The following is a 22,393-nucleotide window of genomic DNA, read 5'->3' on the forward strand; positions in this document are numbered from 1 at the left end:
CCGGCGACCAGGCCCACCGACCAGGCCGTCCTGACCGCCTGGCGCGAGCGCCTGGCCGGCCGGGCCCCCGAGCCCGTGTCCGCCCCCGTCCCGGCTCAACAGTAGAGTCGTATGGAAAGCAGTACATACGCGATGAAGCGTAAGAAAGAAGGCATTTGACCATGAGCGGCAACGAGACGCCCCGCGGCCCCGTCGACTCCTCGCGCATCCCGCGGTACGCCGGTCCCGCGACCTTCGCGCGGCTGCCCCGCCTGGACGAGGTCGGCACCGCCGACGTCGCCGTGGTGGGCGTGCCGTTCGACTCCGGCGTCTCGTACCGGCCGGGCGCCCGCTTCGGCGGCAACGCCATCCGCGAGGCGTCCCGGCTGCTGCGCCCCTACAACCCGGCGCAGGACGCCTCCCCCTTCGCCCTGGCCCAGGTCGCGGACGGCGGCGACATCGCCGTGAACCCGTTCAACATCCACGAGGCCGTGGAGACCATCGAGGCGGCCGCCGACGACCTGCTCGGCACCGGCGCCCGGCTGATGACCCTGGGCGGCGACCACACCATCGCGCTGCCGCTGCTGCGCTCGATGGCGAAGAAGCACGGCCCGGTCGCGCTGCTCCACTTCGACGCGCACCTGGACACCTGGGACACCTACTTCGGCGCCGAGTACACGCACGGCACGCCGTTCCGCCGCGCGGTGGAGGAGGGCATCCTCGACACCGAGGCGCTCTCCCACGTCGGCACCCGCGGCCCGCTGTACGGCAAGCAGGACCTCACAGACGACGAGAAGATGGGCTTCGGCATCGTCACCTCCGCCGACATCTACCGCCGCGGCGCCGACGAGGTCGCCGACCAGCTTCGCCAGCGCATCGGCGACCGCCCGCTGTACATCTCCATCGACATCGACTGCCTCGACCCGGCCCACGCGCCCGGCACGGGCACGCCGGAGGCCGGCGGCATGACCTCCCGCGAGCTGCTGGAGATCCTGCGCGGTCTGGCATCGTGCAACCTGGTCTCCGCGGACGTCGTCGAGGTGGCCCCCGCGTACGACCACGCGGAGATCACCTCGGTGGCCGCGTCGCACACGGCCTACGAACTGACCACCATCATGTCCCGCCAGATTGCCGAGGCTCGCTCGAAGTGACTCACGACCACGACCTGGTTCTCCGCCCGACGCCGGCCCAGACGGCGGCCGCGCTGAACCCGCCCCCCGGCCGCAACGGCGGAGACCTGGTCGTGGAGACCCTGGCCGGGCTCGGCGCGACCACCGTCTTCGGACTGCCCGGCCAGCACGCCCTCGGCGTGTTCGACGCCCTGCGCCGCTCCGACCTGCGGTACATCGGGCTGCGGGTGGAGAACAACGCGGGCTTCGCGGCGGACGCGTACGGCCGGATCACCGGCGAGGCGGCCCCGCTGCTGCTGTCGACGGGGCCGGGCGCGCTGACCTCCCTGGCCGCGCTCCAGGAGGCGGCGGCCGCCTCGGCCCCCGTCCTGGCGATCAGCAGCCAGATCCCTACCGCGGGTCTCGGCGGCGGCCGCCACGGCTACCTCCACGAACTCCCCGACCAGGCCGCCTCGTTCCGGGGCGTGGTCAAGTCCGTCCACACGGTCCGCACCCAGTCCCAGATCCCCTCCGCGATCGAGGCGGCCTGGAAGTCGGCGCTGAGCGCCCCGCACGGCCCGGTGTGGGTGGAGATCCCGCAGGACGTGCTGCTGGCCACCACGTCGATCCCGGTCGTGACGGGCGGCGACGCCTTTCCCGAGGAACTGCCGCCGCGCCCCGAACTGACGGCGGTGGCCGCCCATCTGCTCTCGAACGCCGAACGTCCGGCGATCATCGCGGGCGGCGGAGTGGTCCGGGCGGACGCCTCGGGCAAGCTGAGGCAACTGGCGGAGGCGCTCCAGGCACCCGTCGTCGCGACGCCCGGAGGCAAGGGCGCGTTCCCCTGGACGCACCCGCTGTCCCTCCAGTCCTGGATCGAGGACCGGCACACCACGGACTTCCTGGAGGACGCGGACGTCCTGCTGGTGGTCGGCTCGGGCCTCGGCGAACTGTCCTCCAACTACCACACGTTCAAGCCCCGCGGCCGGGTGATCCAGATCGAGGCGGACCTCGGCAAGCTGGAGTCCAACCACCCGGCGCTGGGCATCCACGCGGACGCGCGGCTGGCGGTGCAGGCGCTGCTGGAGACGGTGTCGCGACGGGAGGACCCGACGGCCCCCGAGCGGGTCCGTGAGGTGCTGGCGAAGGTCCGCGACCGCATCGCGTCCCAGGAACTGGCCCTGGAACAGCAGGTGCTGGCGTCCGTCCGGGCGGCCCTGCCCGCCGACTCCCCGTCCTTCTGGGACATGACGATCTTGGCGTACTGGGCCTGGTCGGCCTTCGACGCCAAGGGCCCCAACCACATGCACTCCGCCCAGGGCGCGGGCGGCCTCGGCTACGGCTTCCCCGCGGCCATCGGCGCCGCCGCGGCCGACCCGACCCGCCCGGTCCTCGCGGTGTCCGGCGACGGCGGCGCGCTGTACTCGATCGCCGAGCTGGCGACGGCGAAGCAGTACGACCTTCCGGTGACCTGGCTCATCGTCGACGACGGCGGCTACGGCATCCTGCGCGAGTACATGACGGACGCCTTCGGCGAGGCGACGGCGACGGAACTGACGCGCCCGGACTATGTGGCTCTCGCCGAGTCCTTCGGGGTACCGGGTGTCCGGACCACCCCGGAGTCCCTGGAGGCGGACCTGTCGAAGGCCCTGGCGACGGCAGGGCCTTCGGTGGTCGTACTTCCGGCGGTGCTGCGGATGTTCGCGCCGACACACCTCGCCTGAGGTGACGGGCAGTGACGTGTCCTGCCCTGTATTGACCGGGCTCAGGTGAATTCGAGGCTGTAGTACACGTACGAGTTGATCGGCAGGACTCTGCCGTAGCCGGGTTGCACGACCAGCACCTCGCCGCCCACCGGACAGTTTCTCTGCCCGTAGTAGTAGACAGGGCCGTCGGTCAGGTTCAGGAGGGTGGTGGTGGGCGGCCGGGCTCCGGTCGTGAAGTTCCGGCAGCCCGTGGGATTCTGGTAGACCGTCAGTGGGGTCTGGTCGCCGGTGTAGATCACGGCCTCGCCGGTACTGGCCTGTGCGGGAGCGCTGGCCAGGCCCGTCAGGGCGATGGCGGAGAGCGCGAGCGCGGGTATGAGCGCTGTTCGGTTTATGATTCGAAACTCGCACAAAGTGACGACCCCTGCACCCTGAGAGAGCGTGCGTTACACCGATCGAAGCGGTGTCCGGCCGACCGCGTCGCCTTTCACGGCCGTGACGAAGCGTGCCCATTCGGCGGTGGAGAAGACCACCGCCGGGCCGTTGGGGTGCTTGGAGTCGCGGACGGGGATGCCGGACGGGTGGCCGTCCAGGACTTCGAGGCAGCTGTCTGCGTCCGGGCTGCTGTGTGACGACTTCCGCCAGCCGCGCAGTGCGGTTGCGTTCGAGATGATTCGGTCAGCCATGGTGTCCGTAGTCTTTCGCGGTGGTCCGCAGCAGCGCCAGTGAGTCTTCGAGGGGCATTGCGTCGCTCAGGGCGAGCGCGTAGCGAGTCTGCAACACCCTGACTGCGGAAGGGGAATCGATGAGCGTTCCCTCCCGGAAGCCTTCCGTGTAGGCCAGCGGGGGCTGGTCCTCGAACCACATCAGCGAGAGCATCCCGCCCAGAAGCGGGTGAAGGCCCACTGCGAACGGCATGACGTGGGCTCGGATGCGTCCGCTCTCCGCGAGGGCGACGATGTGCATGATCTGCTCCGCCATGATGTCACCGCGGGCCACAGGGCGCCGCAACAGTGCCTCGTCGAGTAGGGCCCACACCACGGGGGCCACCGGGTCTTCGAGAATTTTCGCGCGCTCAAGGCGTGTGACAAGCCGCTGGTCACGCTGCTCCTCAGCCGCAGGAGGAACCGCCGCGTGCAGCAGCGTACGTGCGTACCGTTCTGTTTGGAGGATGCCTGGGAAGTACGCCATGGCGTACTCCTGGATCATCACGGCCTGCTGTTCGAGTTGGCGCACCTCCGCGAAGTAGTTGGCAACCGCCACCGCTTCCTGCGGCAGGAAACTGCTCAGCACATCCCCCGTGTTCAGCGCCCTGTCCAGCCGCCGAGCATCCTCGCGGGACGGCACCCGCCGCCCCGCCTCGATGTGCGCGATGTGCGAACGCGTCATGACCGCCATGTCGGCGAGCTGCTGCTGCGTCAGTCCGGCCGTCTCGCGCTGCTGCCTGAGCCAGTCACCGTACGTGTTGGTCATGGCCACCTCTTTGTGACAAATGCCTGGTCACACTGCACCCTCTGGCGAGGCTAGCCCGGCACCTCTCACTCTGTGAGTGGATCGCTGCACAAAGAGACCCCCGCGACCGTCCGACCGGTCCGGGGGCATGGTCATCAACATTCCCTAGGGGTCGACGACATGGGCCACCGTATCGCCGTTCTGTTCCGTCCGCCGCTCAAGCGGATGCGCCGCCGCCGGATCGCCGGGCCGACCGTCCACCACGCCGGATTCCGGCCGCCGCAGCCGGTGCGGGCCGTGCCCGGCATCGGGCTGGGCTCGTGCGGCTGGCCCCGTGCCGAGGTGACCGGGTGAGCGACGCACGACTGCTGCCCTGGGCGGGCACGGAGGGCAAGCCCTGCTACCTGGTCACCGACGGGAGCGGCTTTCTCTCCCGTGTGGCCGACACCATCGAGTGCGTGCAGCTCGGGATGGCCGGCGAACTCCTCGACCACGCGGCCGATCTGATGGCCGACCAGCGGGCGACCTCCGCCCAACTCCGGTTCATGCTCGCGCGTATGCGTGAGGCGCTGACGGACGTGCACCGGATCGCCGAGAGCCGGGGCGCGCGTCTGCCCGCGCCCGGCTACGAGGACCGGTGACCCGGGGCCGCCCCCGCCATGTGCTGCTCGTGGCGGGGGGCGGCCGGGCGCATGCCGTTTACCAGATCGCCTCGACCCACTCCGGGTGGTCGATGAACGGGTTCCGGTTGTGCTGGTAGGTGTCGTAGATGACCTGGTTGCGGCGCTCCTCGAAGGCGTCCGGCGGGTCCTCGTCGTTCCAGGCCTTCAGGACGGAGAGGCGGCCGTGGTAGGGCGTGCCGCCGTTGTTGACGGAGTCGTTGGGCTCCAGGTTGGGCCAGCCGTCGTCGCCCTCGTAGCGGACGGCCATGTAGAGGATCATGCGGGCGACATCGCCCTTGACCGCGTCGCGCGGCTCGAAGGAGTTGGAGTCGACCAGGCTTCCGCCGCTGTTGGTGAAGCTGCTGCCGCCGTTGTCGAAGTCCAGGTTGCCGCGGATGGCGTTGACGGTGACGTCCTCGGGGCGGATGTGGTGCAGGTCGGTGCCCGGCCCGGTGGAGGTGCCGAAGTCGCCGTGGGACTGGGCCCAGACGTGCTCGCGGTTCCAGTTGCCGGAGCTGCCGCCGTTGAGCGACTTGCTGCGGGATATGCCCGAGTACAGCAGCTTGACGTTGCTGCTGTTGCCGGGGTCCTGGTCGGTGACCTTCAGGGCCTCCCAGAGCGCCGAGTACGACAGCTTCGACTGGCTGCTGACGATGGTGTGCAGCGACGACTTCAGGCTCGTACCGGTCTTGCCGATCGCGTTCTGGTAGTACGTCGAGTCGTACGCGGTGGTCGTGGCCGCGGCGGGGGTCGCGGTGAGGGCGGGGGCGGTCAGGCCGAACAGGAGCGCGGCGGTGGCGAGTGCCACCGGCTTCCAGCGGCGAACACGTGATGTCGGCATGTGGGGTCCGATCTACGCGAGTTGATTGAGCGGCATCCGGAGGGTGACATGGACATGCGCTCGGTTGGATGAACGCATGATGTCGTATGCATGACAGGCTGGGAATCTCCCGTGCGTTCCGCGTTGGCTCGCACAACCGTGCGTAGGGCGTCGTACAACTATTCGTTGAACCCGTGAGTCACCCTGGGCATGACTCACCGCAGACGCGCGAAAGCGCTTGTCGCCGTGCTCGGCGCGGGTGTACTGATATCCGTCGCCGCCGCGCCCGCCGGGGCGGCCACCCCGACCGTCAGCTGTACGTCCGCCAAGGCGGGCCTGGCCGCCAAGTTGAAGGCGGACATCACCGCCGCCGTCAACGCCCGCGGCGGCACGATCGCGGTCGGCGTGTACGACCGCAGCACCAGGACCATCTGCACGCTGCGCCCGACCGTCCGCTATGACTCGGCCAGCGTCGTGAAGGCGACCGTCCTGGCCGCCCTGCTGTACGACACCCAGAAACAGGGCCGGGGACTCACCGACCGCGAGAAGTCCCTCGCGACCGCGATGATCACCAAGTCGGACAACGCCTCCACGACCACCCTGTGGAAGCAGCTCGGCCTCACGAAGATCAAGAGCTTCCTGACCGCCGCCGGCATGACCCACACCGTGCTGGGCGCCAACGGCTACTGGGGCCTGACCCAGATCACCGTCACCGACGAGCAGAAACTGCTGAAGCTGCTCACCGCCCCCGGCACGGTCCTCACCGACGGCCGGCGCGCCTACGCCCTGAAGCTGATGAGCCAGGTCATCTCCTCACAGCGCTGGGGCACCCCGTACGGCGCCCCGTCCACCGTGACCAAGGCCCTGAAGAACGGCTGGCTGCCGCGCAGCACCAACGGCTGGCGGGTGCACAGCATCGGTGCCTTCAAGGGCAACGGCCACGACTACTTCATCAGCGTGCTCACCCACGGCAACAGCACGATGGACTACGGCATCGGCACCATCCAGAACATCGCCAAGGTCGTCCACCGCGACCTGCACGCGAGCTGATTCCCGACGTCCCGGGCCGGCCGGAGCCCCCGCCTCCGGCCGCCGTTCCGCCCGAGCCGACGCTTCACGAGGCGGCCTCCCGACCGCGCACGCGATGGGCCGTTCCCCGCTCGGCCGCTCGGCCGCTCGGCCGCTCGGCCGGTCGCGGATCCGATCGTCCGATCAGTGCGGAGGGATGAAATCCGCTCTCCCCGGCGTTGGTGCCTTCCGGTAGATCAGGACGACTGGAGGACACCGCGTGGACGCGCAACGGGGATGGGCACGGAGACTGGCGGGATACGCCTGGCGGTATCCCAGGGATGCGGTCCTCGCCCTGACGTCCTCGCTGCTCGGCATGGCCGTGATGGCGATCGTGCCGCTGATCACCAAGGTGATCATCGACGATGTCGTCGGGGACCGGACCCGGGACATGGCGCCCTGGGCCGCGGGCCTGATCGGGGCCGCCGTGATCGTCTACGCCCTCACCTACGTCCGCCGCTACTACGGCGGCCGCCTCGCGCTCGACGTCCAGCACGACCTGCGGACTGACATGTACGAGACGATCACGCGGCTCGACGGCCGCCGCCAGGACGAGCTGTCGACCGGGCAGGTCGTCGGCCGCGCGACCAGCGACCTCCAGCTGATCCAGGGCCTGCTCTTCATGCTGCCGATGACGATCGGCAACTTCGCCCTCTTCGTGGTCTCCCTGGTCGTGATGGCCTGGCTGTCCCTGCCGCTCACCCTCGTCGCGGTCGCCGTCGCCCCCGCCCTGTGGTGGATCGCCCGGCGGAGCCGCGCCAGGCTGCACCCCGCCACCTGGTACGCCCAGGCCCAGGCCGCCGCGGTCGCGGGCGTGGTCGACGGGGCCGTCAGCGGCGTCCGGGTGGTCAAGGGCTTCGGACAGGAGGACCAGGAGACCGGCAAGCTGCGCGAGGTCGGGCGCAAGCTGTTCGCGGGGCGGCTGCGGACCGTCCGGCTGAACAGCAGGTACACCCCGGCCCTCCAGGCCGTCCCCGCCCTCGGGCAGGTCGCCATGCTGGCCCTGGGCGGCTGGCTGGCCGTCCGCGGCAACATCACTCTCGGCACCTTCGTCGCCTTCTCCACCTACCTCGCCCAGCTCGTCGGACCGGTCCGCATGCTCGCGGTGGTCCTCACCGTCGCCCAGCAGGCCCGCGCCGGCACCGAGCGGGTCCTGGAGCTGATCGACACCGAGCCGTCGATCAAGGACGGCACCAAGGAACTGCCCGCCGACGCGCCCGCGACGGTCGAGTTCGACGACGTCTCGTTCGGCTACGACGACGAGCGCCCCGTTCTCAACGGCCTCTCCTTCGAGATCCGCCCCGGCGAGACCCTCGCGGTCGTCGGCTCCTCCGGCTCCGGCAAGTCCACCGTCTCCCTGCTCCTGCCGCGCTTCTACGACGTCACCCACGGGGCCGTCCTGATCGGCGGCCACGATGTGCGCGAGCTGACCCAGGACTCGCTGCGGGCCGCGATCGGCCTGGTGCCCGAGGACTCCTTCCTCTTCTCCGACACCGTCCGCAACAACATCGCCTACGGCCGCCCCGAGGCCACCGACGAGCAGATCGAGCAGGCCGCCCGCACCGCCCAGGCGGACCGTTTCATCGCCGAGCTGCCCGCCGGTTACGACACCAAGGTCGGCGAGCACGGCCTCACCCTCTCCGGCGGCCAGCGCCAGCGCGTCGCGCTCGCCCGCGCGATCCTCACCGACCCGCGGCTGCTCGTCCTGGACGACGCCACCTCGGCCGTGGACGCCCGCGTGGAGCACGAGATCCACGAGGCGCTGCGGGAGGTCATGGAGGGCCGCACCACCCTGCTGATCGCCCACCGCCGCTCCACCCTGAACCTCGCCGACCGCATCGCCGTCCTCGACGCCGGACGCCTCGCCGACGTCGGCACCCACGAGGAGCTCCAGCAGCGCTCGGCGCTCTACCGCCGTCTGCTCACCGACCCCGACGAGCTCGGCGGTGTCTCCCCGGGCCGCAGCAAGCCCGTCGAGCCCGCCGAGGACACCTCCGTGCGGGACGAACTCGACGCCGAGTTCGACGCCGAGCGCGGCATCACCCCGAGGCTGTGGGCCGGCGAGCGCGAGCCCCGTGACGCCGCCCTGGCCGGCACCCCGGCCACGCCCGAGCTGCTCGCCCAGGTCGACGCGCTGCCCCCGGCCACCGACACCCCGGAGGTCGACGAGGCCCGCGCGGTGAGCGCCGAGGACCACTACGGCCTGCGCAGACTGCTGCGCGGCTTCGGGCCCCCGCTGCTGATCAGCCTCGCCCTCGTCGCCATGGACGCGGGCATGGGCCTGCTGCTGCCGGTGCTGATCCGGCACGGCATCGACAGCGGCGTCAGCGAGGCCGCGCTCGGCGCGGTGTGGGCCGCCTCCCTGCTCGGACTGCTCGCCGTGCTCGCCCAGTGGGTCGCGCAGACCGCCGAGACCCGGATGACCGGCCGCACCGGCGAGCGGGTGCTCTACGCGCTGCGGCTGAAGATCTTCGCCCAGCTCCAGCGGCTCGGCCTCGACTACTACGAGCGCGAGCTGACCGGCCGGATCATGACCCGGATGACGACCGACGTCGACGCCCTGTCGACATTCCTGCAGACCGGTCTGGTCACCGCGTTCGTCTCGCTCGTCACCTTCTTCGGCATCATGGTCGCCCTGCTGGTGATCGACCTCCAACTCGCCCTCGTCGTCTTCGCGTGCCTGCCGCTGCTGATCGTCGCCACGTACTACTTCCGCCGGGCGAGCGTGAAGGCGTACGAGCTGGCCCGTGAGCGGGTGTCGGTGGTCAACGCCGAGCTCCAGGAGACCGTGGCCGGGCTGCGGATCGTGCAGGCCTTCCGGCGCGAGCGGGACGGGGCGCGGCACTTCGCCGAGCGCAGCGACAGCTACCGCCAGGCGCGTGTGCACGGCCAGTGGCTGATCTCCGTGTACTTCCCGTTCGTGCAGCTGCTCTCCTCCGGCGCCGCGGCCGCCGTGCTCGTCGCCGGCTCCGGCCGGATCGCCGAGGCCACGCTGACCACGGGCGCGCTGGTGGCGTACCTGCTCTACATCGACCTGTTCTTCGCCCCCGTCCAGCAGCTCTCCCAGGTGTTCGACGGCTACCAGCAGGCCTCCGTCTCCCTCGGCCGCATCCAGGAGCTGCTCCAGGAGCCGACCTCGACCGGGTCCGCCGACGAGCCGCGCGAGGTGCTGTCGCTGCGGGGCGAGATCGCCTTCGAGGACGTCCACTTCGCGTACAACTCCGCCGACGAGCCCGAGGAGGCGCTCACCGGCATCGACCTGCGCATCCCGGCCGGGCAGACGGTCGCCTTCGTCGGCGAGACCGGGGCGGGCAAGTCGACGCTGGTGAAGCTGGTCGCCCGGTTCTACGACCCGACCGGCGGCCGGGTCACCGTCGACGGCGCCGATCTGCGCGGCCTGGACCTCACGTCGTACCGCCACCGGCTCGGCGTGGTGCCGCAGGAGGCGTATCTGTTCCCCGGCACCGTGCGCGACGCCATCGCCTACGGCCGTCCGGACGCGACCGACGCCGAGGTGGAGGCCGCCGCCCGTGCGGTCGGCGCCCACGAGATGATCGCCACGCTGGAGGGCGGCTACCTCCACGAGGTCGCCGAGCGCGGCCGCAATCTGTCCGCCGGACAGCGGCAGCTGATCGCCCTGGCGCGGGCCGAGCTGGTCGACCCGGACGTCCTGCTGCTCGACGAGGCGACCGCCGCGCTCGACCTGGCCACCGAGGCGCAGGTCAACCAGGCGACCGACCGGCTCGCGGGGCGCCGTACGACCCTTGTGGTCGCGCACCGGCTGACGACCGCGGCGCGTGCCGACCGGGTCGTGGTGATGGACCACGGCCGGGTCGCCGAGGACGGCACCCACGAGGAACTGCTCGCCCTCGGCGGCCGCTACGCCGCGCTGTGGGCGACGTTCGTGGGGGAGCCGGTGCCCGCGGCGAGCTGACGCGGGGCCTGGGGCCCGGGGGCTCGGGGACTTGCGGCCCGGGGGCCGGTGACCGCCGGCCCCCGGGCTCGTGCAACCATCCGGGACACGTCCCGCGTCCGTACATCAGTACGGCGAGGGTCGTGATGCGGGAGGGACGACAGTTGGACAGGAGTGCGATTCGCCGACGGCTCGCCGTCGGCATGGCCGTGCTGACCGCGTCCGGACTGCTCGCGCTCGGCGCGCCGGGCGCGGCCCAGGCGGCCGTCGCGGAGAACTGCCCCGGACGCAAGGTGCGCACGCTGTCCTTCTCCACCGGCGCGGTGCACGTCTACAAGAGCGGCGGCCTGGTGTGCGCCGTCACCCGCGCCAAGAACCCCGGCCCGCAACGCTGGATGAGCGTCAGCGTCCAGGCGCGCGGCCTGCGCGCCGCCCACCAGGAGGGCCCGCGCTCGCGCAGCATCGGCCCGGTGGACACCTACGCCGGACAGCGCTGCGTACGGGTCAAGGGTTCGCGGGGCGGCGGTTCGGTGAGTTCCGGATGGATTCTCTGCTGACCGGTCAGGAATGTTCGCCATTCGGCGAATTCGCGCAACTCTCAGCTCAACATCCCCTGGTGTGAACCGTGTTGCTCCGATAGCTTCCGGCGCACATATGTCTCCCAGGGAGGGTGCATGCGCAAGGCGCTCAGATGGCTGCTCGCGCTCGCTGTGTTCATAGGCACGCTGAGCACGGCCGGGGCGGCCACCGCCGCCCAGCCGGAGGCCACCGGAACCGGCGACATCAAGGACCGGCTGCTGTCCATCCCGGGCATGAGCCTGATCGAGGAGAAGCCGTACACCGGCTACCGCTTCTTCATCCTCAACTACACCCAGCCGGTCGACCACCGGAACCCGAAGGCGGGCACGTTCCAGCAGCGGATCACCGTGCTGCACAAGGACGTCAGCCGTCCGACCGTCTTCTACACCGGCGGCTACAACGTCTCCACGACGCCCAGCCGCCGCGAGCCCACCCAGATCGTGGACGGCAACCAGGTCTCCATGGAGTACCGCTACTTCACCCCGTCCCGGCCCGCCCCGGCCGACTGGAGCAAGCTGGACATCTGGCAGGCCGCCAGCGACCAGCACCGCATCTTCAAGGCGCTCAAGCCGCTCTACGACCAGAAGTGGATCTCCACGGGCGGCTCCAAGGGCGGCATGACCGCCACCTACTACGAGCGCTTCTACCCCCGCGACATGGACGGTGTCGTCGCCTACGTCGCCCCCAACGACGTGGTGAACGATGAGGACTCCGCCTACGACCGCTTCTTCACCTCCGTCGGCACCAAGGAGTGCCGCGACCGCCTGAACGCGGTGCAGCGCGAGGCGCTGGTGCGCCGTGAGCCGCTGGAGAAGAAGTACGAGGCGTACGCCGCCGAGAACGGCTACACCTTCAAGACCATCGGCAGCCTCGACCGCGCCTACGAGGCCGTCGTCCTCGACTACGTCTGGGGCTTCTGGCAGTACAGCCTGCTGTCCGACTGCGAGTCGGTCCCGGCCGACGCGAAGACCGCGAGCGACGACGACATCTGGACTTCCGTCGACACGATCTCCGGGTTCTCCTTCTACACCGACCAGGGCCTGGAGCCGTACACGCCGTACTACTACCAGGCGGGCACCCAGCTCGGCGCGCCGACGATCCACTTCCCGCACATCGAGAAGAGCCACGTCCGCTACGGCTACCAGCCCCCGCGGAACTTCGTGCCGCGCGACATCCGCATGTCCTTCCAGCCCTGGGCCATGCGGGACGTCGACACCTGGGTGCGCCAGAACGCGAACCACATGATGTTCGTCTACGGCGAGAACGACCCGTGGGGCGCGGAGCGCTTCCGCCTCGGCGCGGGCGCGCGTGACTCGTACGTCTTCACGGCCCCCGGCGCCAACCACGGCGCCCGCGTGGCGGGCCTGGTCGACACCGAGAAGAACCTCGCCACGGCGCAGATCCTCAAGTGGGCGGGCCTGTCCGCCCCGACCGTGGCCGAGGCGAAGCCGCTGGCGTCCTTCGACGCGAAGCTGGACCGGCGCATGCCGGAGCGGGGGCTTCGGCCGTAACGGGCCTTGTCCTTCTGTGTGGTGAGCCGACGGCGGGTCCTTGGGATCCGCCGTCGGTTTTTTTCATGGGCAGATGGATGCGTCGGAGTCGTGGAGGTAGGCGTCGCGTTCCTCCGGGGTGAGGGCTCGGGCGAAAGTGCGGCAGACCTGCTTGACGACTGCGTCGTTCTCGGAGGAAGCGGAGACGTCCCACAGGTGCCCTGCGCCATCGGCGCCCGCGACGGCGAGGGTGTGTCCGTCGGGACTGAACGCCAGTGAGTTCACCGGGTCACCCCCTGTGGCGAACGAGGTGCGAGCCTTGCCGGTGGCCACGTCCCAGAGGCGGACGCTGCCGTCGGTGCCGCCGGTGGCGAGTGTGTCCCCGTTGGGGTGGAACGCCACCGCGGGCACGGCCGCAGAGTAGTCCGTCAGAGTGGCGAGCCACTTGCCGGTGCCCGCGTCCCACAGGCGGACGGTTCCGTCATTACTGGCGGTGGCGACCTTGCTGCCGTTGGGGCTGAAAGCCACCGAGGCGACATGGCCACTGTGCCCGGCGAGGGTGAAAAGCCTCTTGCCGGATTCCGCGTTCCAGAGGGCCGCAGTGGAGTCACCGCTGGCAGTGGCGAGGACGTTGCTGTCGGGGCTGAACGCCACCTGGTACACGAAGTGATCGTGAGCCTTGAGAGACATGCGCACCTTGCCGGTCGCTCCGTCCCGAAGGAGGACAGTGCCCGTGTCGTCGCCAGTGGCGAGCTTTCGGCCGTCGGGACTGAAGGACAACGCCCGCACCCAGTCCTTGTGTTCTGACAGCTTCGTGCGAACCTTCCCCGTGTCCGCGTCCCACAGATAGACGATTTTGTCGCTGCCGGCCGTGGCGACAACGGGCTTCTTCGGGTGGAAGGCAACCGCCAGCACCGAGTCGGAGTGTTTCCTGAGCGTCCTGCGGTGTTCGCCCGTGGCAGGGTTCCAGAGCTGCGCGGTCTTGTCGTCGCTGGAGGTGGCAACCGTGCTGCCGTCATGGCTGAACGCCACTGACAGCACTGCGCTGGTGTGTCCTTTGAGGGTGGCGCGGTCGTTCCCGGCGGTGGCGTTCCACAGTCGTACCGTCGCGTCGCGGGCCGCACTCGCAAGGGTGTGGCTGTCGCGGCTGAACGCCAACGCAAGGACTTCGTTGGCATGCCCGGTGAACGTGGCGCGAGGGGCGCCGGTGTCTGCGTCCCACAGACGCACGTAGCGGTCGGCGGCGGTGGCGAACGACTTCCTGTCCGGACTGAAGGCGATCAGCAAGGCGCTCTCGTACAGCGTTTTGCGCACCTTGCCGCTGTGAGGGTCTCTCAGGTGAACGTCTAAGTCGTCGACCGTGGCGAGAGTGTCGCCATCCGGGCTGAAGGCCACCGAGGTCAACGGCAGAGTGTGGTCCTTGAGCGTGCGGGACGTGCCGGTCCTGGGGTTCCACAGGCGGACGGTGTGGTCGGCGCTGCCGGTGGCGAGGGTGTCGCCGTCAGGGCTGAACGACAGGGTTGTGACCGGCTCCGTGTGCCCTTTGAGCACCCTGCCGAGTCTGCCGGTTCGAGGGTTCCACAGGCGGACGGTGTTGTCGGCGCCGCCGGTGGCGAGGGTGCCGCCGTCGGGACTGAACGCCAGCGTCCTCACCGACCCTGTGTGCCCTTTGAGCACCCTGCCGAGTCTGCCGGTCCCGGGGTTCCACAGACGGACCGTGCTGTCGGCGCTGCCGGTGGCGAGCAGGCGGCCGTCGGGACTGAACGCCACAGCGTTGACGGCGTCCTTGTGTCCCCGGAGTCTGTCGCGGATCTTCATGGTTGACGTGTCCCGCAGATGGACGGAGTGGTCCATGCCGCCGGAGGCGAGTGTGCCGCCGTCCGGGCTGTAGGCCACGGCGCGTACCTCACCGGAGTGTCCTGACAGGCGGCGGTGCTTCGGCAGAGCCGAAACGCCTCTCAGGCTGTCGGCGGCCTCGGACGTATGGCTGGTGCGGTACGCCTTGACGGCCAGCAGCGCGGCGAGTTCCGGGTTGGTGAAGACCAGCTTGTCGGACTCTTCCGCCAACTGCCGCGACAACGCCGCCTCCTTCTCGTTCCCCACCCTGTCCCACTGCCACACCGCACCCCCGGCCGCCACCAGCGCAAGAACCAGCAACCCCCCGAGCACCCCGTTCAGGACGCGGCTGCGGCGGATCGCCGACCGCTGGCGGGTCCTGCTCGCGGTCAGGTACTCGGCGATGTCGGAGGGCAGCCGGCGTTGTTCGGACCACTCAAGGCCCTCCGCGAGGGCGGTGCCGCCGAGGAGGTCGCCGGGGTCCTTCTGGTCGGCCCAGCGGGACTGGCGTTCGCGGGTGCGGTCGAGCCACTCCTGGAAGCGGTGGTCCTGGTCGACCCACTGGCGCAGGGCGCCCCAGTCGCGGATGAGGGCCTCGTGGATCAGCTCGGCGACGGGTTCACCGGGCGGACCGCCGGGCCGTTGCGGGGCCCGGAGCGACTGCGTGGTGATGATCCGGCGCCGGGTGAGCGCCGCGATGACGGTGTCGACGGCCGCCTGCTCACCGGTCGCGCCCGGATCGGCCGCCAGGTCGCGCAACTCGTCCAGGGGCACCTGGGTGCGGACGGCGGTGACGTTGTGGCTGGGGTCGGCGGGATGCACCAGGGAGGTCAGCGCCCGCCGGGCGATGACCTGCTGCTCGGAGGTGAGTTCGCCGAGCGCGCTGTCGCACCACGTGGTCACGCTGCCGCTGACCCCGCCGATGCGCCGGTACGCCTCATGGGTGAGATAACCGTCCTTGCGGCGCAGCCACAGCTGGCTGAGGGTCATCTCCAGCAGGGGCAGCACGGTGACGGGCGCCTGACGGGTGAGAGAGGCCTCGGGGGTCGTCTCCAGGACGTCGCTGATGATCTGCTCGGGCAGCCCCGGCTGGAAGCGCAGGCCCACGTCCTGGGCGGGCAGCACGATGATGTCGTGCAGCTCCTGCTGACTGAGCGTGCCGGGCACGTTGAGGAGACCGGGCATCGCGGCGTCGAGCAGCTTGGGCGCCCGTGCCGCCAGTTGCGGGTAGAAGTCGTCGCGCATGATCAGGATCACGGTGATCTTGGTGTACGCGTCGGCGGCCGAGACGACCTCGTCGATGACGTCCAGCAGGTCCCGCAGCCGGCCGTTGGTGCCGTGCACGAGGAGTTCCTCGAACTGGTCGATGACCAGCAGCACGCGCTGACCGGACGGTTCGGCCGCGAGTCTGCGGTTGACCGCCGCGATGATGCCGTCCTCGCTCGCCCCGGGCAGCCCCGCGCGCTCGATCTCGACGAGCACGTCCCGCCGCGGCCGGGCCAGCACCGCCAGCCACCGGTCGCTGCCCGGCAGTTCCCCCGCCGCGAGCGCGCGCAGCACACCCGCCTGGATCAGCGACGACTTGCCCGATCCGGACGGTCCGAGCAGCAGTGTCAGACGCCGTTGCCTGGCGAGGTTCGCCAGGATCTGCCGGACCGCCTCCGACCGGCCCTGGAACCAGCGGGCGTGCTCGGCGGTGAACGGCTCCAGGCCCCGATAGGGACACACCTCGCTCGCGGCCAGCCCGGGCAAGATCTCCCGCAGGACCTCGGTGGGGGTGGCGTAGGCGATGCCCAGTCCCCGCTCGTAGGCGTCGGGTGCGGTGATCTCGGTGAGCATGCCGATGACCAGGCCGGTCACCTCGTCGAGCACGGGCCCGCCGCTGAAGCCGGTGGTGAGGTCGTTGGCGGCGGTCAGCTGGAGATGTGCGCCGCGGCCGTCGGCGGCGGGCAGCAGATCCCCGGTCTCGCCGAAGCCGAAGTGTCCTTCCGGCGGGGCCTGCGCCGGGAATCCGAACGAGCGCACCTGGTGGCCCCGGCAGCCCTCCGAGGAGCCGAGCGGCAGGACCCGCGCTCCGGCGGGCGTACCGGCGAGCCGGACGAAGGCCACGTCCTCCCCGGTGGGGGACCGCCACAGCTCTTGCGGGACGGTGCCCTCCAGCCGCTCCGCGTCCGCCAGGTGCGGGAAGGCGAGGGCCACGGTCGAGCCGGGTCCGCCGCCGGCCGCTTCCACGACGTGGGCGCAGGTGACCACCACGTCCTCGGCGACCAGGAATCCCGTGCCGGCCACCGCCCCGTCGGGCCCGAGGATCCGGGCCACCGACATGGGCAGTTCGGAGGGGATGCCGTCGTCGCCGGTGCTCTCCGCGTCCGTCACCGGACTACCCCCCGCCCGGGTCCGGACCGGGGTGGCCGGAGTGGTCCCGCCACGTCACGGTCACCTTCAGATGGCAGGCGGCCTGGTTCTTGGTGATCACGGCTCCGGCCTCGAAGGCGAGGTCGACGCCGAACTCGACGGTGATCTCGTCCGGGCGGGCCTTGCGCAGGGCCGCGAGCGCCGCCTGGGCGGCCTCGGTGACCGGCTCCAGGGCGCCTTCCAGGGTGGTCGGCAGTTCGCGCACGGTGTCGCCGATGCGGCCGGCCTTCACGGGCCCGCCGTCCGGCAGGCCCGGTCGCTCCACGAGGACCGAGCCTCCGCCGTCCAGCGGAATCCGGGTCAGCGCAGCCACAGCACCACCTCCCCAGCTCGGGCCGTCGAGCGGACTCCTCCGGATCAGCACCACGGTCCTTGAACCTGGCATATGCCGCATGCCGAGGTGGGCCGTTCGCGTGGGGGCCCGTCCGTCACACCCGCCGGGCGAGGGCTCGGGCATGGGCCCGGTGGCCGGGGCGCGGCGCCCGCACGGCCCGTCAGAGCCGACACCCCCGCCAGTACGGCACCACAGCCCGGCGGTACGTCGTCCAGCCACGCGCCCGCCCCCGCCCGGCGTGGCCCGCGGGGGCCGCCCGCGGGGGCCGGCGTACGGCAGATGTGCGGGGCGGTTCACGCCCGGTGCGGGCGGTGCGGGCGGTGCGGGCGGGCGGGCGGTGCGGGCGGTCCGGGCGGTGCGGGCAGTGCGGGTGGTGCGAGGCGGGCGCGGCGTACGGTGCCGTACGACAGCCCCTAGTACGTCAGCCCGTGGCCGATCGGGTACAGCACCCGGGTGGGGTCGTCGGCCCGCTGTACCGGCACGGGCAGCCTGCCGCGCGGGGCCACCGCCCCGGCGATCACGCGTGCGGCGGCGCGCAGTTCGACGTCGGTCCAGGAGTAGGTCGCCAGATACGCCCGCACGCCCGGCAGCCGGGCCACGTCGTAGGGGTTGCGGACGGCCACCGCCACGACCGGCTTCCCCGTCGTCAACAGGCGTTCAACCAGGGTCTTCTGGGTGCTGGTCGCCGTGACGTTGTACGTGCCGACCACCACCGCGTCCGCCTCCGCGGCCGCCGCGACCACGCGGTCGATCACCGCGGTCGAGGGTGCCGTGCCGGTGGACAGGGCCGTGGCCGTGAAGCCCAGCCCGGTGAGCGCGGCGGCGAGGACACCGGTGGGCGGGCCGGTGGTGCCGGAGGGCGAGGCCGGGTCGGCGCCGAGGACGAGGACCCTGCCGTGCGAGCCGGGGGACAGGGGCAGCAGGCCGCCCTCGTTGACCAGCAGCGTCGTGGTGCGCTCGGCGATGCGGTCGGCGTTCGCCAGATGGGTCGCGGTGCCGACCGTGCGGTCGACGTGGGAGGGGTTGACGTAGGGCTCGGTGAGCAGCCCGAGCCGTGCCTTCAGCCGCAGCACCCGCAGGATCGACTCGTCCAGCCGCTCCTCGGTGAGCTCGCCGCCTCGGACGGCCGCCAGGACCGCGTTCCACGCCACGTCCAGCCGGGGCGGGTTGAGCAACTGGTCCACGCCCGCCTTCAGCGCGAGCACCGGCACCCGGTCGTCGCCGTACTTCTGCCGTACGCCGGCCATGTCGAGCGCGTCGGTGACCACGACCCCGTCGTAGCCGAGCTGTTCGCGCAGGATGCCGGTGAGGATCGGGCGGGAGAGGGTGGCCGGGTCGCCGGAGTCGTCCAGGGCGGGGACGAGGATGTGCGCGGTCATGATCGAGTCGATGCCGGCCTCGATCGCGGCCCGGAAGGACGGGGCGTCCAGCGTCTCCCACTGCTCCCGGGTGTGCGTGATGGTCGGGAAGCCGTAGTGGCTGTCGACCTCGGTGTCGCCGTGGCCGGGGAAGTGCTTGGCCGTCGCGGCGACCCCGGAGTGCTGGTAGCCGGCCACCTCGGCGGCCACCATCCGGGACACCGCGGCCGGGTCGGCGCCGAACGACCGTACCCCGATCACCGGGTTGGCCGGGTTGACGTTCACGTCGGCGACCGGCGAGTAGTCCTGCCGGATGCCCATCGCGCGCAGCTCCCGGCCCGCGATCCGGCCGAGGGTGCGCGCGTCGGTGCGCGAGCCGCCCGCGCCGATCGCCATCGCGCCGGGGAACAGCGTGGCGGGCCTGCCGACCCGGCAGACGATGCCGTGCTCCTGGTCGGTGGAGATCAGCAGGGGCAGGCCGCGCGGGAGGCCGAGGGAGGCGCGCTGGATGCCGTTGGACAGGTCCGCGATCTGCCGCGGGTCACGGGTGTTGTGCGCCCAGACGAAGTAGATGACGCCGCCCAGGCGGTACTTGGCGATCACCTCCGCGGCCGTGGCGACGCCGAAGTCCTTGAGATTGGCATCGATGTCGGCCTGGTCGGGGGCGGTGGCGGAGTGGCCGTGGACCCGGGAGACGAACAGCTGGCCGACCTTCTCCTCCAGCGTCATCCGGGAGATCAGGGCCCGCAGCCGGGCCGTGCCGAACGCCTCGTCGGCAGTCGCGTCCGCGCCGACCGTGAGGGTCGCGGTGATGCCCGCGCCGACGGCGAGGACCGTACGTCTGGAGGGTTTCGCGGTGCTTCCCGTGCTGGTGTGGTGCACGTGCGCTCCTTCCGGAGGGCTGCGGTGGTCCGCTGAAGGAAACTTCCGAGGAGTCACCAATATCCTGGAAGTTTCTGCCGGTCAAGGGAGTGCACAGTAACCGGGAACGGGCCGCCGTCGGCGCTTTGGACGGGGCGCGCCGATGCCGGTCGCCGGGGTTCCCGTGTTCGCGGACCTGGTGCGCGCGGGCTCAACGAGGCGTCAGGGCGGCCGCGTCGGGCCGGTGTTCCCGCAGCGTGCGCACCGTCTCCGCGACGGCCGGGCGCCGCGCGGCCCCCGTCCGGCACAGCGCGTACAGCCGCCGTCCCGGCGTCGGGTCGAGCGCCACCTCCACCACCCCGGCGGGCAGCGGGCCGCGGCCCGGCCGGGGGATGGGCGAGATGCCCGGCCCGGCGGCGACCGGTGCCACCAGGGTGGGGTTCTCGTCGGCCCGGTCCCCTGCTGGGACTGTCCCCGCTCATGGAGGGCCGGACGGCGACCTGGCCGCCCCGCGCTCCCTGGACCGGCAGGGCGCGGGCACGGTCGCCCACGTCGCCCGGGTCACCACCGTGTTCGGCTTCGGCGCCCGGGGTCGGCTGCCGCGCCGTCACCCGGCCTGCACCGGGGCGCCCTTCGCGCTGCTCGTCCTGGTGTTCGGCATGTCCTCGGCCGCCCTGTTCCTGGGCGAACCCGGCAGCGGTCTCCGCTGGGCCGCCGCGGCCCTCCTGTTCGGCGCAGTGGCCCTGACCTCACTCGCCCCGGCAGGCCGTCGAGAGCCGGTCCATCCCCTGGACGCCCCGGCGCACGAGGCGGCCGTCGGCGGATCATGAGGGCATGCCTGTAGCCGCGATCCCCGGTTCCAAGTCCATCACCGCCCGCGCCCTCTTCCTCGCCGCCGCCGCCGACGGTGTCACCACCCTCGTACGGCCCCTGCGCTCGGACGACACCGAAGGCTTCGCCGAGGGCCTGGTACGCCTCGGCTACCGGGTCGGCCGCACCCCGGACACCTGGCAGATCGACGGCCGCCCCGAGGGCCCCGCCGTCCCCGAGGCCGACGTCTACTGCCGCGACGGCGCCACCACCGCCCGCTTCCTGCCGACCCTGGCCGCGGCGGGCCACGGCACCTTCCGCTTCGACGCCTCCGCCCAGATGCGCCGCCGCCCCCTGCTGCCGCTCACCCACGCCCTGCGCGACCTGGGCGTCGACCTGCGCCACGAGGAGCGCGAGGGCCACCACCCGCTCACCGTGCACGCCTCGGGCGTCCAGGGCGGCGAAGTCGTCCTGGACGCCGGCCAGTCCAGCCAGTACCTGACCGCCCTGCTGCTGCTCGGCCCCCTGACCCGCACGGGGCTGCGCATCCGGGTCACCGACCTGGTCTCCGTGCCGTACGTCGAGATCACCATGGCGATGATGCGGGCCTTCGGCGCGCGCGTGCGGCGTGACGGCGACGTGTTCGCGGTCGAGCCCGGCGGCTACCGCGCCACGACCTACGACGTGGAGCCCGACGCCTCCACGTCCAGCTACTTCTTCGCGGCGGCCGCCCTCACCGGCGGCGAGGTCACCGTCCCCGGCCTCGGCAAGGGCGCGCTCCAGGGCGACCTGCGGTTCGTGGAGGTGCTGGAACGGATGGGCGCGCGGGTGTCGGTCGGCCCCGACGGGACGACCGTCCGCGGCACCGGCGAACTGTGCGGCCTCACGGTCAACATGCGCGACATCTCCGACACCATGCCCACCCTGGCCGCCATCGCCCCCTTCGCCTCCGGCCCGGTCCGCATCGAGGACGTCGCCAACACCCGGGTCAAGGAGTGCGACCGCCTGGAGGCCTGCGCGCAGAACCTGCGCACGCTCGGCGCGGACGTGGCGACCGGCGAGGACTGGATCGAGATCCGCCCGGCCGAACGGCTCACCGGCGCCGAGATCACCACCTACGGCGACCACCGCATCGTCATGTCCTTCGCGGTGGCGGGCCTGCGTGTGCCGGGAATCTCGTTCGACGACCCCGGATGCGTGCGCAAGACTTTCCCCGGCTTCCACGAGGCGTTCGCGGAACTGACAAGGGGTTTGGGGCTGGAATGACCTTCACGCTGGCGGGGCCGGTCCTGCGGGGCGAGCTGGTGCGGCTGGAGCCGCTGGAGCACCGCCACGCGGCCGACCTGGCGGCCGCCGCGGAGGAGAACCGCAGCCTCTACGCCTACACCTGGGTGCCGAGGGCCGACGAGGTCGGCACGTACATCGACACCCAGCTGGCCCGCGCCGCGAGCGGCCAACTGGCCCCCTACGCCCAGATCTCCCTGGACACCGGCCGGGCGGTCGGCACGACGGCCTACTGGGAGCCGCGCTCCTGGCTCGGCGACGACCGCCTGGACGCGATCGAGGTCGGCTTCACCTGGCTCGCCGCCTCGGCCCAGGGGACCGGCCTGAACACCGAGGCCAAGTTCCTGCTGTTCCGCCACGCCTTCGAGGTGTGGCGGGTCTCCCGACTGGAGCTGAGGACCGACGCCCGCAACGCCCGCTCGCGCGCCGCGATCGAGAAGACGGGCGCCCGCTTCGAGGGCGTCCTGCGCAACTTCTCCCGCTCCTGGGTGCCGGGCGAGGAGAGCCTCCTGCGCGACACGGCGGTCTTCTCCATCACGGGCGAGGAGTGGCCGCGATGCCGGGAGCGGCTGACGGCACGCCTGGCGGCGGGGACAGAGCGAGCGGCGGCCTGAGCAGGCCCGGTTACCTCAGCCGCCGGGTGCCGCCGGATGCCGACGGGTGCCGCCGGGTGTGGCCCGTAGCCGGTACGGGGGCCTCGGCCGCGGGGCACCGGAT

The 22,393-nt window shown here is 71.5% G+C and carries 17 protein-coding genes and 2 pseudogenes; 11 read left to right on the forward strand and 8 right to left on the reverse strand.

The genetic code is table 11. From position 1 onward, the window contains the following. Positions 1-161 precede the first annotated feature (161 nt). Both speB and ABZZ79_RS03625 read left to right on the forward strand, forming a co-directional pair. Positions 162-1,130 (forward strand): agmatinase, encoded by a 969-nt coding sequence (gene speB, locus ABZZ79_RS03620; protein ID WP_356686064.1) that lies wholly within the window; start codon positions 162-164, stop codon positions 1,128-1,130. Then, positions 1,127-2,812: a thiamine pyrophosphate-binding protein gene (locus ABZZ79_RS03625; RefSeq protein ID WP_356686066.1), complete on the forward strand. Its 1,686-nt coding sequence runs from the start codon at positions 1,127-1,129 to the stop codon at positions 2,810-2,812. Before speB ends, ABZZ79_RS03625 begins: the two co-directional genes overlap by 4 nt. A gap of 41 nt (positions 2,813-2,853) precedes the next feature. Here ABZZ79_RS03625 and ABZZ79_RS03630 read toward each other — a convergent pair whose 3' ends face one another. From ABZZ79_RS03630 to ABZZ79_RS03640, 3 genes are read right to left on the reverse strand one after another with little or no spacing between them, the layout of a single operon-like run. Then, a complete protein-coding gene (locus ABZZ79_RS03630; RefSeq protein WP_356686068.1) occupies positions 2,854-3,207 on the reverse strand; it encodes a hypothetical protein in 354 nt (117 codons plus the stop codon). A 33-nt stretch (positions 3,208-3,240) separates the two neighbouring features. Next, a complete protein-coding gene (locus ABZZ79_RS03635) occupies positions 3,241-3,480 on the reverse strand; it encodes a DUF397 domain-containing protein (protein WP_356686070.1) in 240 nt (79 codons plus the stop codon). After that, positions 3,473-4,267, reverse strand: coding sequence for a helix-turn-helix transcriptional regulator (locus tag ABZZ79_RS03640; RefSeq protein WP_356686072.1), 795 nt, complete (start codon positions 4,265-4,267; stop codon positions 3,473-3,475). The genes ABZZ79_RS03635 and ABZZ79_RS03640 overlap by 8 nt, the downstream gene beginning before the upstream one ends. A gap of 159 nt (positions 4,268-4,426) precedes the next feature. Here ABZZ79_RS03640 and ABZZ79_RS03645 point away from each other — a divergent pair, with 159 nt between their 5' ends. Continuing rightward, entirely contained in the window at positions 4,427-4,600 is a 174-nt protein-coding gene (locus tag ABZZ79_RS03645) for a hypothetical protein (protein WP_356686074.1), read from the forward strand. Continuing rightward, positions 4,597-4,887: a hypothetical protein gene (locus ABZZ79_RS03650; RefSeq protein ID WP_356686076.1), complete on the forward strand. Its 291-nt coding sequence runs from the start codon at positions 4,597-4,599 to the stop codon at positions 4,885-4,887. Before ABZZ79_RS03645 ends, ABZZ79_RS03650 begins: the two co-directional genes overlap by 4 nt. A 58-nt stretch (positions 4,888-4,945) precedes the next feature. Here the strand turns inward: ABZZ79_RS03650 and ABZZ79_RS03655 are convergent, their stop codons facing one another. Then, complete coding sequence (locus ABZZ79_RS03655; RefSeq protein ID WP_356686078.1) at positions 4,946-5,749, reverse strand: endonuclease; 804 nt, start codon at positions 5,747-5,749, stop codon at positions 4,946-4,948. Between the two features lie 189 nt (positions 5,750-5,938). Between ABZZ79_RS03655 and ABZZ79_RS03660 the strand changes: the two genes are divergently transcribed. From ABZZ79_RS03660 to ABZZ79_RS03675, 4 genes are all read left to right on the forward strand, one after another. Continuing rightward, complete coding sequence (locus tag ABZZ79_RS03660; protein WP_356686080.1) at positions 5,939-6,778, forward strand: serine hydrolase; 840 nt, start codon at positions 5,939-5,941, stop codon at positions 6,776-6,778. A 238-nt stretch (positions 6,779-7,016) separates the two neighbouring features. Then, positions 7,017-10,730 carry an ABC transporter ATP-binding protein gene (locus tag ABZZ79_RS03665; RefSeq protein WP_356686082.1) on the forward strand — a complete coding sequence of 1,238 codons (3,714 nt, stop codon included), beginning with the start codon at positions 7,017-7,019 and terminating at the stop codon, positions 10,728-10,730. A 143-nt stretch (positions 10,731-10,873) separates the two neighbouring features. Continuing rightward, entirely contained in the window at positions 10,874-11,266 is a 393-nt protein-coding gene (locus ABZZ79_RS03670) for a hypothetical protein (RefSeq protein ID WP_356686084.1), read from the forward strand. A 117-nt stretch (positions 11,267-11,383) separates the two neighbouring features. Further along, on the forward strand, positions 11,384-12,799 hold the full coding sequence (locus ABZZ79_RS03675) for a S28 family serine protease (protein WP_356686086.1): 1,416 nt from the start codon (positions 11,384-11,386) through the stop codon (positions 12,797-12,799). A gap of 63 nt (positions 12,800-12,862) precedes the next feature. On the opposite strand, the gene ABZZ79_RS03680 is transcribed toward ABZZ79_RS03675, so the two are convergent. From ABZZ79_RS03680 to ABZZ79_RS03695, 4 genes and pseudogenes are all read right to left on the reverse strand, one after another. Then, entirely contained in the window at positions 12,863-16,990 is a 4,128-nt protein-coding gene (locus tag ABZZ79_RS03680; protein ID WP_356686088.1) for a trypsin-like peptidase domain-containing protein, read from the reverse strand. A gap of 4 nt (positions 16,991-16,994) precedes the next feature. Then, entirely contained in the window at positions 16,995-17,342 is a 348-nt protein-coding gene (locus ABZZ79_RS03685; RefSeq protein ID WP_356686090.1) for a CU044_2847 family protein, read from the reverse strand. A 434-nt stretch (positions 17,343-17,776) separates the two neighbouring features. Beyond that, positions 17,777-19,603: a glycoside hydrolase family 3 protein gene (locus ABZZ79_RS03690; RefSeq protein ID WP_356686092.1), complete on the reverse strand. Its 1,827-nt coding sequence runs from the start codon at positions 19,601-19,603 to the stop codon at positions 17,777-17,779. 190 nt (positions 19,604-19,793) lie between these two features. After that, a pseudogene (locus ABZZ79_RS03695) lies at positions 19,794-20,036 on the reverse strand (LysR family transcriptional regulator); the annotation flags it as partial. A gap of 2 nt (positions 20,037-20,038) precedes the next feature. On the opposite strand from ABZZ79_RS03695, the pseudogene ABZZ79_RS03700 reads away from it, so the two are divergent. The 3 genes and pseudogenes from ABZZ79_RS03700 to ABZZ79_RS03710 all read left to right on the forward strand — a co-directional run. Next, positions 20,039-20,412: pseudogene (locus ABZZ79_RS03700) on the forward strand (EamA family transporter); the annotation flags it as partial. A 4-nt stretch (positions 20,413-20,416) separates the two neighbouring features. After that, on the forward strand, positions 20,417-21,658 hold the full coding sequence (gene aroA, locus ABZZ79_RS03705) for a 3-phosphoshikimate 1-carboxyvinyltransferase (protein WP_356686094.1): 1,242 nt from the start codon (positions 20,417-20,419) through the stop codon (positions 21,656-21,658). Next, positions 21,655-22,290, forward strand: coding sequence for a GNAT family protein (locus tag ABZZ79_RS03710; RefSeq protein WP_356686096.1), 636 nt, complete (start codon positions 21,655-21,657; stop codon positions 22,288-22,290). Before aroA ends, ABZZ79_RS03710 begins: the two co-directional genes overlap by 4 nt. The last annotated feature ends 103 nt before the right edge of the window (positions 22,291-22,393 follow it).

The sequence above is a fragment of the Streptomyces sp. NPDC006458 genome (genome assembly GCF_040612135.1).
In the GTDB taxonomy this organism is placed as follows: domain Bacteria; phylum Actinomycetota; class Actinomycetes; order Streptomycetales; family Streptomycetaceae; genus Streptomyces.